Origin of the sequence: Candidatus Hamiltonella defensa 5AT (Acyrthosiphon pisum) (assembly GCF_000021705.1) — a bacterium.
Taxonomy (GTDB): domain Bacteria; phylum Pseudomonadota; class Gammaproteobacteria; order Enterobacterales; family Enterobacteriaceae; genus Hamiltonella; species Hamiltonella defendens.
Map to the genome: position 1 here is coordinate 329,420 of NC_012751.1, position 14,910 is coordinate 344,329.

Sequence of the window (14,910 nt, forward strand, 5' to 3'; positions counted from 1 at the left end):
TTTAAAAAAATTAAAAATACTTAATAAGTAATACTTAATAAAAATCCTAAGGCAATGGCAACCCCATAAGGGATCCCTCTTTTTTTTATGTCAGAAAAAGAAATCAACATTCCTAAAAGCAGAACCAATAAACCACAGATTGAAGTGTAAAATATAAAATTTAAAATTTGTAAATGATTTAAACCCAATATTAAGGCGGTTATTAATTTAATATCCCCACCGCCCATCAGGCCAAGAACAAAAATAAAAAAACCTAATCAATAAAAAAATAAAAGGCACTTAAAAAAATTGATATTTTCATTAAAAAAGTACCCATATAAAATGCTTGTCACCGCAATCATGAAGACTAATTTATTACTGATGAGGCGATATTTGATATCGGTGTAACAAACAATCGATAGTTCAAAAAAAAAGACTGATTAAAAAAAACGGTAATATTTCCATATAAAAATATTCTTATTAAATAAGATACCTTCTTAAAATCTACAAAACTGAAATATAAAATCTCAAAACTCTCACTTTAAATACAATCTCAATTCTATTTTATAGAGTGATAATACACTTAAAATTTTTAAGAAGATAACCCACATTGAAAAATTTTTTTAAGATGTCTGAATGATGGATTACTCTAATTACTACCACCACCTGCACCTGCACCAGCACTAGAAGTAGAAGTAGTAATAGCTGGGATATTCTCCACACCATCTTTAATCAATTTTTCCAACGGTGTCTTAAGAACTGCTCCTAATCCGACTACAACACCAATAAGTATGACATACTCAACAAGCGTTGCTCCACGCGTATCTTTTATAAATTGCCTGAAATAAGTTTGACAAAAAACGTAGGGTTTAATAAAAATGTTTCTCATGATTTTTCCCTCTTTTATATATAAGATAATAAGAGTTTATATATTATGTTGTTATATTCACAAATTATACTTTTTTATAAATAAAATTTATTTTTAATACACTCAATTTATTTAAAAAAATGAATGAATCTCAAAAAAAATTTATTGATCTTTTGTAATGTTGATTTTAAAAAACAACAAAAATAAACAAGAATAATTTTAAAAAATCCTACATCATTCATCAGGCAATAGAAATGAATTTTGATAGCACTGTTAATAAAATTAATATTGGCATAGTCTCTGCTTTTATCTTTGTATCAGACTAAAAAAAGAAAGTTTATCTCAAGATTGGGTTTTTTAGATTGCCATATCAGTAAAAATAGATTTTTTTAGAATCGAATTTAAAGAATTATGTTATTATCACAGCATCTATTTCAGTTGAGTATTTAATCAAATCGTTCACGACATGCATTATTCTTAATATATGTGTTACAAGGATTCAAAATAATGAAAAAAAAGCGTCATTTTTTTTTAATTGGATTAAATTTGCTGTGCTTTAGTTCACTCAGTGAAGCTGAAAATTTGCTACAGGTTTATCAGCAAGCAAAAAGCAGTAATCCTGATTTACGTAGTGCAGCAGCAGAACGAGATATAGCATATGAAAAAATCAATGAATCACGTAGTTCCCTGTTGCCTCAGATAGGTTTAAGTGGTCTTTATGGTTATCAGGAAGGCTTGAGAAGTAACACAAATTTGAAATCTAACAAAGCGACCGCTTCATTACAATTAAGACAAACTCTTTTTAATATGTCGAAATGGCGAGAAATGACGTCTAATCAAAAATCAGCGGGTATCCAAGAGGTTGATTTTCAGGTCAAAGAGCAAAAATTATTGCTGAGCACCGCAACGGCTTATTTTAACGTATTGAGAACTATTGATATCTTGTCCTTTACCGAGTCAAGAAAAACAGCGATTTATCGGAAATTAGATGAAACAACACAACGATTGAACGTTGGATTGGTCGCAATCACAGATGTGCAAAACGCCCGTGCTGATTATGACATGATTTTAGCTGATGAGGTGAAAGCTCGTAATGAGCTTGATAATGCTTTGGAAGCATTGCGTGAAATCAGTGGGGGTGATTATGCTTCCTTGAGCACTGTTAATGTAGATCGCCTTAAGGTTTCTCGCCCCGAGCCCGTTAACCAGCTCGTTAAAGAAGCAGAACAAAAAAACCTGGAATTACTGGTTGCCCGTCTATCTCAAGATTTCGCGCGTCATCAAATTAAATTGGCACAAGCGGGTCATATGCCAACCCTGAATTTAAATGCTTCCAGTGAATTCAGCAACATCTATAAAAGGAAAGGGCCTTCGAGTGAAAAGAGTTATAACGGGGAAAATAGCGTGAGTATTAATTTAGATATTCCACTGTATCAAGGAGGGTTTACCCATTCTAAAGTTGAGCAAGCTCAACATAATTTTGTCAGACTCAGTGAAAAATTGGTCAGTAAAAAGCGAGAAGTGTTTAAAAACCTTCGCTCTTCGTTTAATAATATTTCGGCTGCCATCAGTGGTATTAATGCTTATCAACAAGCTGTTGTTTCTGCAAAAAGTTCATTAAATTCGATGGAAGCCGGTTATAATGTCGGGACGCGTACTATTCTTGATGTATTAAAATCGACCTATGAGCTTTATGACGCTAAGCAAAAGCTTTCTAATGCACGTTATGATTATTTGATTAATACATTAAACATAAAATATAGTTTGGGTACTTTAAACGAGTCAGATTTAGCCTCAATTAATAACCTGTTAGAAAAATCTGTTTCTACCTCTGCGACTACATTGGCTCCTGAAGTTTCAACATTAACGAAGAAAAGAAAATTTTAGGCCTGGGAATAGCGCGCCTACAAAACCGCAGACGAGAAATTCTTGTCAGTTGGAGACGGGGCCTAAAATCGGGGTCTATAAGATGTTTTTTTCTGATGTGAAAATAAAAAAACATCTTATTTTCTAATACGAAGAATAGGCGTTTCACCTGCTTTGACTTGACCTGTGAGTTTTATCATCTCTTTCATTTCGTCCATATTAGAAATTACAACAGGCGTGAGACAGGATTTCGCTTTATTTAAAAGTAGCGGCAGATCAAATTCAAGAATCACCTCTCCTTTTTGAACATACTGGCCTTCTTTTCCAATACGTTTAAACCCTTCGCCTTTTAGCTCAACAGTATCAATACCAAAATGAACAAAAAGCTCAATACCATTATCGGATTGCATAGAAAAAGCATGATTGGTTTCAAAAATTTTTCCAATGGTGCCGTCAATCGGCGCTCTTATTTTGCTGCCTGTAGGTTTGATAGCAATACCGTCACCTACAATTTTTTCAGCAAAAACAACATCCGGGACCTGTTCAATTGGAATAATTTCCCCAGATATAGGAGAATAAATATCAATGATTCTATTTAATTGTTTATCATCTGATGAAAGCCATGATTTTAATTTATCGATCAACCCCATGATTTTTCTCCTAGATATTAATCTTTAGTTCGGTATTTTAAGGCGATGCATCCTACAAATGAATAAGCGTGTGTTTTTAGAACAATAAGTATTTTTATTGTTTCCAGGTTTCTTTGTGTAATAACGGTCTACAGTATTATTTCGATTCCGTTTTAGAGAAACGGCTAAGCACATGCATAATATCTTCGGTGGTTGATTGACTCAGTACTTCTTCGGCGAGTTTTTTTGCTTCTGAAAATTTTGTTTTACGAATAATCCCCTTTATTTTGGGGATTGCAATCGCACTCATACTAAATTCATCCAGCCCCATGCCGAGTAGCAAACAGGCCGCACTTTTATCACCTGCAAATTCACCACACATGCCCGTCCATTTGCCTTCTGAATGAGAAGCATCAATGACCCTTTTTATTAAGTTGAGTACAGAAGGAGACATGGGATTATAAATATGGGCAATGAGTTCATTTCCACGATCAACTGCTAAAGTATATTGCGTCAAATCATTTGTGCCGATACTAAAGAAATCCACTTCTTTTGCAAGGTGATGAGCATTAATAGCTGCAGAGGGTGTTTCTACCATAATGCCTATTTGAATTTTTTCATCAAAATTAATTTTTTTGCCGCGTAATTGTTCTTTCAATAATTCTATTTCTGATTTGAGTATGCGTATTTCTTCAACAGAAATAATCATCGGAAAAATGATTTTGAGTTTCCCAAAAGCAGAAGCCCGTAAAATAGCTCGTAATTGGGTATGTAATATATCTTTACGATCTAGGCTAATCCGAATCGCCCGCCACCCAAGAAAAGGATTCTGCTCTTTTGGAAGGTTCATATAGGGTAAATCTTTATCACCTCCGATATCCATGGTCCGAATGATCACAGGCTTTGGAGACATGGTTTCAGCGACAGCTTTATAGTTTTCAAATTGCTCCTGTTCTGTCGGAAAATCATTCCGATTCATAAAAAGGAATTCCGTACGATACAGCCCAATGCCTTCTGCGCCATTATTTTTAGCACCAGGGATATCATTTTCAGTACCAATATTGGCAAAAATTTCAACTTGATGCCCATCGTGAGTCACGGCGGGTAAATTTTTTAACTGAACGAGTTCTTCTTTTTCAGTCATGTATTGATGTTTAAGCTCCATTAACTTATTGATAATATCTTGAGTGGGATTGACATAAACTCTGTTATTAATACCATCAAGAATTAAATTATCCCCATTTTTGATTTGTTTTGTGGCATCTTTAGTGCCAACAATAGCGGGTAATTCAAGTGAACGAGCCATAATAGAAGTATGAGAAGTACGGCCACCCAAATCAGTGATAAACCCCAACACTTTTTCAAGATCAAGTTGTGCGGTTTCAGAAGGGGTTAAATCTACAGCCACTAAAATGACCTCTTCCGTCATGCTACCCAGATCAGTGACAGGCAAGCCAAGCATATTTTTAAGAAGACGTTTGCCAATATCACGTATATCAACAGCCCGCTCTTTCAGATATTCATCATCCAGTTCTTCCAACTCTTTAGCTTGAGCTTCAATCAAAAAATGAACAGCAGAATCAGCAGACACATTTTTATTTTTAATGCGATGGATGACATCTTTTTCAAATTCTTCATCTTCTAATAGCAGGATGTGGCCGTCAAAAATGACGGCTTTTTCTTCGCCTAATGTCATCTTTGCTTTCGCTCTTATGGCTGCAAGTTGTTCAGAAGATTTCGTACGAGCGCTTATGAAACGATCGATTTCAAAATCGATCAGCGCTGGAGAAATATGATTCGAATTGATGGTGATTTCATTTTCTACTAGCAAATAGGCTTTAGCAAAAGCTATCCCCTCGGACACTAAAATACCTGAAATCATTAGATTTCCTTATTTTTTATAAAAAATTTTAACGTTAAAACAGTCGAGGCTTTACTTAAGTTCTGCCAGTAATTTGACTAAATATTCAACCGCCTTTTTTTCGTCTTCACCCTCAGCTGATATAACAATACTAGTACCTTCAGCCAAACCTAAAGTTTGCAATTTAAACAGGCTTTTGGCACTGGCACTTTTTCCGTCTGAAATGACTTTAATATCACATTTAAATTGTTTTGCTTCTTTAACAAATTGGGCAGCTGGACGTGTGTGTAAACCATTCGGAGCTTCAATAGTAACTTCTTGTTCAAACATTCTGTTTACCTAAGTTGCAAAATTATAATGAAATTACACTTGTTATCAGTTCTCGGCTCTTGTCAGTTTTCGATTATTATGTCTGGATTTTCTCCTGCTTAATATCCTGGCTGACAAGCTGCCATCCCTCTTTTTAGGATGGATATCAATCAGACCCAGAGGTCATGTTTTTTAACGAGCCACTCCTGCGAATGAACGACGATGCTGAGCATCATACGGACGATTTTGATCGCTGAGTGAACGAGTTGATCGCCTCTCTGATGATGGGCGACGTTCCCGTCGCTCCTCCGGACAATCACCTAAAAGTTTAATATTGATAGGCTTATTGAGAATATGTGTACGAGTGCAATGAGACACAATGTTTTTGTGCATTTCTTTTGGCAGCTCGATGGTCGAATGGGAGGGAAACAAGCTGATGTTGCCAATATAACGGCTGCTGATATCACCTTCATTTGCAATGGCCCCCACTATGTGACGAATCTCTACACCATCATTACGACCCACTTCGATACGATACAGTTGCATTTCTCCAATATCGCGTCGTTCTCGGTAAGAAGGGCGTTCAGACGAGTCACGATAATCACGCCGGCGATGAGTTGAACGGACCTCTCTTTCATGACATTCGCGACGCGCTGAACGAACAGGATCTGGCGGTAAAATTAACGGACGCTCACTCTGGGCCATTTTTAGCAAAGCGGCTGCAATCATTTCTAAATCAAATGGTTCTTCTGGCCGTAATTTTTTCAGCAAAGTTTTATACATTTCCAAATCACTGCTTTCAATGTGTTGTCTGACTGTAGCGGCAAATTTTTCTAATCGACGTTGGCTGAGTAATTCTGCCTTGGGTAACTGAATCTCCGGAATAGGCTGTTTTATAACACGTTCAATATTTTTTAATAAACGGCGCTCGCGATTTTCAACAAATAACAAGGCCCGCCCCGCCCTACCGGCTCTTCCTGTACGACCAATACGGTGAACATAAGACTCAGAATCCATGGGAATATCATAATTAACAACAAGACTAATACGATCAACGTCCAAGCCTCTTGCGGCTACATCAGTAGCAATTAAAATATCTAAACGACCATCTTTTAATCGCTCTAAAGTTTGTTCACGTAAAGATTGGTTCATATCACCGTTTAACGCCGCACTGTTATAACCACTGTCTTCCAATGCTTCTGCGACTTCCAGTGTAGCGTTTTTTGTTCGTACAAAAATAATAGCAGCATCAAAATCTTCTACTTCTAAAAAACGAACTAAAGCTTGATTTTTACGCATACCAAACACAGGCCAGTAACTTTGATTGATATCAGGTTTAGTGGTGACATTAGAATGAATGCGAACTTCTTTTGGCTCTTTCATGAAACGGCGAGTAATGCGGCGAATGGCGTCTGGCATAGTCGCAGAGAAAAGTGCTGTTTGATGTTCGGCGGGGATTTTAGCCAGGATGTTTTCCACATCTTCTATAAATCCCATACGCAGCATTTCATCAGCTTCATCCAATACCAGACCTGTCAACGAAGATAAATTCAAAGTGCCTCGTTTTAGGTGATCTAATAAACGCCCTGGGGTACCCACCACAATCTGTGGTCCTTGACGTAAAGCTTTTAATTGAACGTGATACGGTTGCCCCCCATAAAGTGCTAATACGTTAATGCCTTTCATATACTTGGAAAAATTGGTTAATGCTTGAGCAACTTGAACAGCGAGTTCACGGGTGGGTGCTAACACCAGAATTTGAGGGGCTTTGATATCAGGTTTAATATTCTGTAAAAGAGGTAAACCAAAAGCCGCTGTTTTTCCGCTTCCGGTTTGTGCCATTCCGAGCACATCAGAACCGTTTAGCAGATGCGGAATGCATTCCAATTGGATAGGAGAAGGTTTTTCGTATCCTAAATCAGTAAGAGCAGAAAGAATAGATGGGGACAGCCCCAATTTAGAAAAAGAGATAGGTAACTCAATCGTCATGTAAAAATGCCTCATTAAAAATGGCGGCCAGTCTACATAACTTGTCGAAAAAAAATGGAATGATTTTCATTGAAAAGTGTGAACTGGCTCAAATTAAATTATAAAAAATAACAATGATCTACTAGTTAGGTATATAGTTAGGGGTAAAACAAAAATAAATCAGTTGGGGGCGTATTTAGTTTTGTTTTTAATGCTTTACCCTCTAATAAATGCGCCTGTTTTTGACCCATCAGTGCCAATCCTGACAATTCACATCGAAGGCTTCATAGACAGTATCAAAATTTGTGTCTGTGTTAAATGAGTTCCTAAATCCTTAAAATAGTTAAATTTTTAAAATCTATCAGGAAATCTCCAATCCTTAAAAAAGAATTACGTTCAAACAATCAGAAACAAAGGGGCCGTATTATACAGCACTCCTCTCTGATATAAAAGCTGCACTTGATTTGGCGCCCTGTTATGCGCTTTTATTGAATGCGCCTACCCTAAATTAATTTAAAAAATTTTTACTGTTTCTGCGATTCTTCGAAAGAGGAATCAACAGGAGTATCTTCTATTTTATGTTCAGAAGTATCCGCTATAGCATCTTTGATGCTTAAACGAATACGGCCTTGGCGATCAATCTCTAAAACTTTGACTGATACCTGTTGCTTTAATTTTAAATGATCTGTTACTTTTTCTACCCTACCTTCAGCGATCTGCGAAATATGAACCAACCCTTCTTTAGCAGAGGCAATCGAAACAAAAGCACCATAATCTGCAATCCGGGTTACCGTTCCTTGATAAATGCGCCCCACTTCAATATTGGCTGTAATTTCTTCGATGCGTTGTTGAGCAAAGGCAGCACTTTTTTGACTTAACGCAGCAATAGTAATATTGCCATCATCTGAAATGTCAATCTTGGTATCCGTTTCATCAGATAGCGCACGGATCACCGCTCCCCCTTTACCGATAACATCTTTAATTTTTTCAGGATTGATTTTTATATTGTAGATATGAGGGGCATACTGAGAGATGGTAGAACTCGCTGAACTAATGACCTGATTCATCACACTCAAAATATGTAAACGTGCCGCTTTTGCGTGATGCAAAGCAGATTGCATAATTTCAGGTGTAATACCTTGAATTTTCATATCCATTTGCAATGCAGTAATGCCTTCAGAAGTCCCTGCTACTTTAAAATCCATATCACCGAGATGATCTTCATCGCCTAAAATATCAGATAACACGACAAATTTATCCTCTTCTTTGACGAGCCCCATGGCTATACCTGCAACGGCAGATTTGATAGGCACACCTGCATCCATAAGGGCAAGAGAAGCACCACAGACCGAGGCCATCGAAGAAGAACCGTTCGATTCTGTAATTTCTGAAACCACCCGAACAGTGTAAGGAAACTCTTCTATATTCGGCATCACAGCCATCAATGCTCTTTTTGCTAAACGAGCATGACCGATTTCACGTCGTTTAGGTGAGCCAAGCATGCCTGTTTCTCCCACAGAATAAGGCGGGAAATTATAATGAAATAGAAAAGAATCTGAGCGTTCGCCCATCAGATCATCTATTGTTTGAAGATCACGCGAGGTACCCAAAGTCGTTGTGACCAATGCTTGAGTTTCACCACGAGTAAATAATGCCGACCCGTGTGTACGGGGTAAAATACCTGTACAAGCGTGTAAAGCCCGAATCATATCCTTATCACGACCATCAATACGAGGCTCGTCTTTTAAGATACGTTGCCGCACGAGATTTTTCTCAAAATTGTAAAGAATATCTTGAATTTGCTCCGCATTTACAGTTTCGTTTTCTTTTAAAATCCTTTCAATAATATTTGTTTTTATCTCATTCAATTTAGCGTAACGTTCTTGTTTATCGGTAATAAGATAAGCGTTGCTTAAATCTTTTTTATCTTCTTCTGTAATACAGGATCTCAATTTTTCATCCACAATTTTAGGTGTAAAAGGCCATTTTAATTTACCTGCCTTTTTCACCAGATCATTGATGCTTTCAATGACGATCTGCTGCTGCTCATGACCAAAAATAATAGCGCCTAACATTTGCTCTTCAGTTAAAATATTGGCTTCTGATTCAACCATTAAGACTGCGTTTTTTGTACCGGCAACCACTAAATTTAAATCACTTTGTTTTAACTCTTCAGGAGTGGGATTAAGCACATAAGCACCATTGATAAATCCAACCCGGGCAGCGCCTATAGGCTCATGAAATGGGATACCGGATAAGCTTAATACAGCAGAGGCGCCTATCATGGCAACGATATCTGGATTCACCTTCGGATTCACAGAAACGACAGTCGCTATGACCTGTACTTCATTTAAAAAATCTTTAGGAAATAGAGGTCTGATAGGGCGATCAATTAAACGAGAAGTTAAAGTTTCCCCTTCGTTTGGGCGAGTTTCACGTCGAAAAAAATTACTGGGAATACGGCCAACAGCATAGCTACGTTCTTGATAATGTACGCTTAAAGGGAAAAATGTTTGTCCAGGTTTGGCCTCTTTTTGGGCGACGACAGTAACCAAAACGGCAGTACCTTCAATGATTACCATTACAGCGGCCGTAGCCTGGCGGGCCATCATGCCCGTTTCTATGGTGACTTTGAGCTGCCCGTAATCAAATCTACAGATAGTCGGAGTGAACAAAATAGTATCCTTTTCTTATATAATAGGCGGTGTAAAATTTTTTTATGATGCTTATTTCTAAATCAGTATCAGAAAGCGATAAACGATAAAATTGATATATTAATAAACTGTAGAAAAAGGGGCCGATTGGCCCCCTTTAATGTGATTATTTTCTGCATTATTTACGTAGACCTAAGGATTGTATCAGATCTGTATATTTGGATATATTTCGTTTTTTTAAATAATCAAGCAACTTACGACGCTGAGAGACCATGCGCAAGAGACCCCTGCGGCTATGATGATCTTTTTTATGTTCTAAAAAATGTTTTTGCAAATCATTAATTCTTAGTGTCAACAGAGCAACTTGAACTTCAGTAGAACCTGTATCATGAGCAGAACTACCATGCTCAAGCACTACTTTGGCTTTTTGTTCAGCATTTAGAGACATAATTTTTAACCTCAAAAAATGTAATAGAATGGACCCGATCTCTAATTCAGAAATTGACTACATCAAGCTTTGTGCCATTCTATTTTGTGTTGATATTCTCCCTTCTTAAAGCAGTAGGGCATTTCTGATACATCATAGCCAAATGCATTTTGATTGATCAAAATCATTGATTGTAAGACGAACAACCATGGTGGCTTTTATTGAGCATCTTGTTATTGAATGTCAAAAATAACGTGATTTTATGACGTGTTATAAAGCATCTGAAACATTTCTTAATAAACGTTTTGGCGCGATTCGGCCATGAGCATCAATAATACCAATACCAATAAAATGACGCTCACCACCTTCAGTGAGGCGTACCATGGTGTCGGTAGGATTGTCAAAAAATGAAACAGGCTGACCTTGTTTAATACAAGCAGCAGCGCCAGATTCTAAGTTAACTTCTGGAAGGTGTAAAGCAGTGCTCTCAATCGGCAATAGCAATAAATCTATTGCAGAGCCTAAAGTATTATTTTTCAATGTCAGTTCTTCGAGTTTTTCTAATGTCACCATGGAGTCATGCGTGTAATCTGCTACCTGTAAACGACGAAGATCGCTGACATAAGCACCGCAGCCCAATACTTCGCCTAAATCATCTACTATTGTTCTAATATAGGTGCCCTTGGAACAGTGAATTTCAAGTTCTAGTTCATGCCCCTCCCAACGAAGACATTGTAAATCAAATACGGTAATGCGCCGAGCTTCACGATCTAATGTCACTCCTTGACGTGCATATTCATATAGAGGTCTTCCTTGATGTTTTAATGCAGAATACATAGAAGGTATTTGTAAAATAGGCCCCCTAAATTTTTCCAGGGCTTCTTCTAACTGAGGTTGCGTAAATGTGATTTCTCGTTTGTTAATAACGCTGCCTTCAGCATCAGAGGTTTCTGTTTTATGACCCAGATAAGCAGTCACTCGATAGCGTTTATCCGCATTAAGCAAAAATGGCGAAAATTTAGTGGCCTCACCGAGGCAAATCGGCAACATGCCTGTTGCTAAAGGGTCTAATGCACCTGTATGCCCTGCACGACGGGCAGCAAAGAGAGATTTCACTTTTTGTAAAACTTGATTTGAGGAAAAATTTTTGGGCTTATCTAATAATAAAATCCCATTAACATCACGACCGGAGTGTCGGCGTTTAGATTTCATTTTTGATGTTACTGTCAGTTTTTTGATGTTTTTGATCCGACTTGGTAGCATGAGTGGCTAAGTTATACATACGTATGCCTTCGATTAACGAGTCATCATAAATAAAAGTCAGGTGTGGCACGATTCGTAGGCACATTGCTTTCCCCAATAATACTCGGATATAGCCAGAAGCTTCCTGAAGAGCCTTAATCCCATCTGCATGATGATGATCAGGAGCCATATTTTCTGTTAAATCATTGAGAAACGTCACAAAAATTTTTGCATAGGCTAAGTCACGAGACATTTTAACGCTGGAAACGGTGACCATTCCAACTCTTGGATCTTTAATTTCACGTTGAAGGATGAGGGCAATTTCTTTTTGTATCTCGTGAGAAACACGTTGAGCACGACTAAATTCTTTCATGATATTCGTCTCCAAATAAATTGAGGTTTAACAAGCTCATTGAGAGAGATATTGCTCATGTTGTATTTTTTTAAGAAATAGTTCTTTTAATTTCAATTATTTCAAAAACTTCAATCGTATCGTTCACTTGCACATCATAATTTTTCACTCCAATACCACATTCTATTCCATTACGTACTTCGTTCACGTCATCTTTGAAACGACGTAAAGATTCTAGTTCACCCTCATAGATGACCACATTATTACGGAGTACACGAATAGGACTGCTGCGTTTAATCAGGCCTTCAACAACCATACAACCAGCAATGGCCCCAAATTTCGGAGATTTAAATACGTCACGAACCTCTGCAAGACCAATAATTTTTTGTTCATATTTGGGTGAAAGCATGCCACTCATGGCTTGTTTAACTTCATCAAGCAAATCATAAATGACAGAGTAGTAACGTAAATTTAAGTTTTCTGCTTCTACTAAACGACGCGTTGCCGCATCAGCGCGAACATTAAAGCCCAGAATAATCGCGTTGGATGCTGCTGCTAAAGTCGCATCTGTTTCTGTAATACCTCCCACACCTGAACCAATGATTTTAATTTTCACTTCATCTGTCGACAATTTTTGTAATGCCTCTCTGATGGCTTCACAAGAACCCTGTACATCAGACTTTAATACAATATTTAATTCTGAAATTTCACCTTCCCTCAGGCTATCAAACATATTCTCAAGTTTTGATTTCTGTTGGCGAGCCAGCTTGATTTCACGAAATTTACCCTGTCGATACAAAGCAACTTCACGCGCTTTTTTCTCATCACGAACAACAGTCACAGCATCTCCTGCAGAAGAAACACTGGACAACCCAAGAATTTCTACTGGGATAGAGGGGCCAGCAGAAATCACTTCACGGCCTAATTCATTACGCATTGCACGCACTCTGCCGTATTGAAAGCCACATAAAACAATATCTCCCTTATTTAGAGTACCTTCTTGTACTAATACTGTTGCCACTGGACCACGGCCTTTGTCTAAGAAAGACTCTATAACCACTCCATTGGCCATACCGCTTTTTACGGCTTTTAGCTCAAGGACTTCTGCTTGTAATAAGATAGCGTTGAGAAGATCGTCAATACCTGTTCCTACTTTTGCAGATACATGAATGAATTGAGAATCTCCACCCCATTCTTCAGGCTGAATACCATGTTGTATCAGCTCTTTTTTAACACGATCGGGGTCCGCTTCTGCTTTATCTATTTTATTGACCGCGACTACCACCGGAACTTTGGCAGCTTTAGCATGCTGAATCGCTTCAATAGTTTGAGGCATAACCCCATCATCGGCCGCGACCACTAATACAACGATATCCGTTGCCTGGGCACCTCGAGCTCTCATAGACGTAAAAGCAGCATGTCCTGGAGTATCTAAAAAAGTGATCATGCCATTTTCTGTTTCAACGTGATAAGCCCCAATATGTTGCGTAATTCCGCCCGCTTCTCCTGTGGCTACCTTCGTTGAGCGAATATAATCGAGTAATGAGGTTTTCCCGTGATCAACATGACCCATAATAGTCACAACAGGTGCACGATGTACTGTTAAAACACCGGTATCTCTATCACTCATTAAAGCTTCTTCTAGCTCATTTTCCCGTCTCAGGATCACTTTATGACCCATTTCTTCTGCTACCAATTGTGCGGTTTCTTGATCTATGACTTGATTAATTGTTGCCATAGCGCCCAATTTCATCATGGCCTTAATGACTTGAGAACCTTTAACGGCCATTTTATTGGCTAATTCAGCAACACTGATGGTTTCACCAATCACGACATCACGATTAAGAGCGACCACAGGCTTATTAAAGCTCTGTTGTAGGGCACTTGGCTTACGTTTGCTTTTTCGAACGACTGCTCTGGCTTCTTCACGATCCGTTTTGGACTCTGAGAGTTTATTGGTCTTTTTCTGTTTTGTTGTTTTAGTCCCACGATGACGACTACGTCGATCCCCTTCAACTTTAGCGTCATTTTCGTCTTCTGCAGCACGAGCGTGTTCTGAAGTTGTTACATGGTAATCCACCGAATCAATTTGATCTGCCACCAGCTCTGACCACTTGGCTTCATTTTCAATGGCCATTTTTCGAGCTTGTTCGGCAACACGCTTTGCTTCCTCTTCGACTTTACGCCTGACTTCTTCTTCGGCAAAACGCTTCAGCGATGAGGCTTCTGCTTCACGCCGCGCTTTTTCAGATTGAGCTTCTTTTTTCTGTTTTTCTTTAAGAGAATGGCGTTCTTTTTTGGGGGATTCAATTTTTGCTTTTTCAATGGCTTTAGTTTTAAGCGATTTTTGAGGAGACGTTTTATTGAGTGATTCTTGAGAAAATGTGTTTTTTGTTATTTTGGGTATTTGAGCGTTTTCCTCTTCTGGAAGCGGCGCTTCTGGCTTTGTGACAGATGGATTAACATAAGTACGTTTTTTACGTACCTCAATATGCACAGTTTTACTTTTTCCGCCAGTGACTTGAATATTTAAAACACTACGGGTTTTTCGTTGCAAAGTAAGCTGATTATCCACGGTGCCCTGTTGACGATTAAGGTGCGCCAGTAATTTTTCTTTTTCTTGCTGGGTTACAGTATCCGTTTGAGATTTTTTGATCCCTGCATCAAAAAATTGTTGCACTAAACGATCAACGGAAGTTTTAATTTCTTCTGCCAGCGATTTTACGGTTACATCTGTCATGCTATTCCTTCCTAA

13 protein-coding genes are annotated in these 14,910 nt (G+C 38.1%); 1 reads left to right on the forward strand and 12 read right to left on the reverse strand.

Features of this window, described 5'->3' with window-relative positions; translation table 11 throughout:
- Nucleotides 1–20: 20 nt before the first annotated feature.
- On the reverse strand, nucleotides 21–245 hold the full coding sequence (locus HDEF_RS13960) for a prepilin peptidase (protein ID WP_487249504.1): 225 nt from the start codon (nucleotides 243–245) through the stop codon (nucleotides 21–23).
- 383 nt (nucleotides 246–628) lie between these two features.
- Nucleotides 629–868: a Flp family type IVb pilin gene (locus HDEF_RS01660; RefSeq protein WP_044612241.1), complete on the reverse strand. Its 240-nt coding sequence runs from the start codon at nucleotides 866–868 to the stop codon at nucleotides 629–631.
- Between the two features lie 486 nt (nucleotides 869–1,354).
- On the opposite strand from HDEF_RS01660, the gene tolC reads away from it, so the two are divergent.
- Nucleotides 1,355–2,734, forward strand: coding sequence for an outer membrane channel protein TolC (gene tolC / locus HDEF_RS01665; protein WP_012738044.1), 1,380 nt, complete (start codon nucleotides 1,355–1,357; stop codon nucleotides 2,732–2,734).
- A gap of 116 nt (nucleotides 2,735–2,850) precedes the next feature.
- On the opposite strand, the gene crr is transcribed toward tolC, so the two are convergent.
- The 10 genes from crr to infB form a co-directional block, all read right to left on the reverse strand.
- Complete coding sequence (crr, locus tag HDEF_RS01670; RefSeq protein ID WP_012738045.1) at nucleotides 2,851–3,363, reverse strand: PTS glucose transporter subunit IIA; 513 nt, start codon at nucleotides 3,361–3,363, stop codon at nucleotides 2,851–2,853.
- Between the two features lie 136 nt (nucleotides 3,364–3,499).
- A complete protein-coding gene (gene ptsI / locus HDEF_RS01675; RefSeq protein ID WP_012738046.1) occupies nucleotides 3,500–5,224 on the reverse strand; it encodes a phosphoenolpyruvate-protein phosphotransferase PtsI in 1,725 nt (574 codons plus the stop codon).
- Nucleotides 5,225–5,275: 51 nt separating this feature from the next.
- A complete protein-coding gene (gene ptsH / locus HDEF_RS01680; RefSeq protein ID WP_012738047.1) occupies nucleotides 5,276–5,533 on the reverse strand; it encodes a phosphocarrier protein Hpr in 258 nt (85 codons plus the stop codon).
- Between the two features lie 171 nt (nucleotides 5,534–5,704).
- Nucleotides 5,705–7,501 (reverse strand): DEAD/DEAH family ATP-dependent RNA helicase, encoded by a 1,797-nt coding sequence (locus tag HDEF_RS01685; protein ID WP_012738048.1) that lies wholly within the window; start codon nucleotides 7,499–7,501, stop codon nucleotides 5,705–5,707.
- Nucleotides 7,491–7,571 (reverse strand): protein YrbN, encoded by an 81-nt coding sequence (yrbN, locus tag HDEF_RS13690; RefSeq protein ID WP_100096765.1) that lies wholly within the window; start codon nucleotides 7,569–7,571, stop codon nucleotides 7,491–7,493. Before yrbN ends, HDEF_RS01685 begins: the two co-directional genes overlap by 11 nt.
- 433 nt (nucleotides 7,572–8,004) lie before the next feature.
- Nucleotides 8,005–10,155 (reverse strand): polyribonucleotide nucleotidyltransferase, encoded by a 2,151-nt coding sequence (gene pnp / locus HDEF_RS01690; RefSeq protein ID WP_012738050.1) that lies wholly within the window; start codon nucleotides 10,153–10,155, stop codon nucleotides 8,005–8,007.
- A gap of 157 nt (nucleotides 10,156–10,312) precedes the next feature.
- On the reverse strand, nucleotides 10,313–10,582 hold the full coding sequence (gene rpsO / locus HDEF_RS01695) for a 30S ribosomal protein S15 (RefSeq protein WP_012738051.1): 270 nt from the start codon (nucleotides 10,580–10,582) through the stop codon (nucleotides 10,313–10,315).
- A 249-nt stretch (nucleotides 10,583–10,831) separates the two neighbouring features.
- Nucleotides 10,832–11,773, reverse strand: coding sequence for a tRNA pseudouridine(55) synthase TruB (gene truB / locus HDEF_RS01700; protein WP_012738052.1), 942 nt, complete (start codon nucleotides 11,771–11,773; stop codon nucleotides 10,832–10,834).
- A complete protein-coding gene (rbfA, locus tag HDEF_RS01705) occupies nucleotides 11,763–12,179 on the reverse strand; it encodes a 30S ribosome-binding factor RbfA (RefSeq protein WP_044612440.1) in 417 nt (138 codons plus the stop codon). Before rbfA ends, truB begins: the two co-directional genes overlap by 11 nt.
- A 67-nt stretch (nucleotides 12,180–12,246) precedes the next feature.
- On the reverse strand, nucleotides 12,247–14,895 hold the full coding sequence (gene infB / locus HDEF_RS01710; protein WP_012738054.1) for a translation initiation factor IF-2: 2,649 nt from the start codon (nucleotides 14,893–14,895) through the stop codon (nucleotides 12,247–12,249).
- Between the last annotated feature and the right edge of the window lie 15 nt (nucleotides 14,896–14,910).

What these genes read in the sequence shown, in the direction of transcription:
- HDEF_RS01660 (WP_044612241.1), bottom strand. Translation starts at nt 868, where the DNA reads ATGAGAAACATTTTTATTAAACCCTACGTTTTTTGTCAAACTTATTTC.
- tolC (WP_012738044.1), top strand. Translation starts at nt 1,355, where the DNA reads ATGAAAAAAAAGCGTCATTTTTTTTTAATTGGATTAAATTTGCTGTGC.
- crr (WP_012738045.1), bottom strand. Translation starts at nt 3,363, where the DNA reads ATGGGGTTGATCGATAAATTAAAATCATGGCTTTCATCAGATGATAAA.
- ptsI (WP_012738046.1), bottom strand. Translation starts at nt 5,224, where the DNA reads ATGATTTCAGGTATTTTAGTGTCCGAGGGGATAGCTTTTGCTAAAGCC.
- ptsH (WP_012738047.1), bottom strand. Translation starts at nt 5,533, where the DNA reads ATGTTTGAACAAGAAGTTACTATTGAAGCTCCGAATGGTTTACACACA.
- HDEF_RS01685 (WP_012738048.1), bottom strand. Translation starts at nt 7,501, where the DNA reads ATGACGATTGAGTTACCTATCTCTTTTTCTAAATTGGGGCTGTCCCCA.
- yrbN (WP_100096765.1), bottom strand. Translation starts at nt 7,571, where the DNA reads ATGAAAATCATTCCATTTTTTTTCGACAAGTTATGTAGACTGGCCGCC.
- rpsO (WP_012738051.1), bottom strand. Translation starts at nt 10,582, where the DNA reads ATGTCTCTAAATGCTGAACAAAAAGCCAAAGTAGTGCTTGAGCATGGT.
- truB (WP_012738052.1), bottom strand. Translation starts at nt 11,773, where the DNA reads ATGAAATCTAAACGCCGACACTCCGGTCGTGATGTTAATGGGATTTTA.
- infB (WP_012738054.1), bottom strand. Translation starts at nt 14,895, where the DNA reads ATGACAGATGTAACCGTAAAATCGCTGGCAGAAGAAATTAAAACTTCC.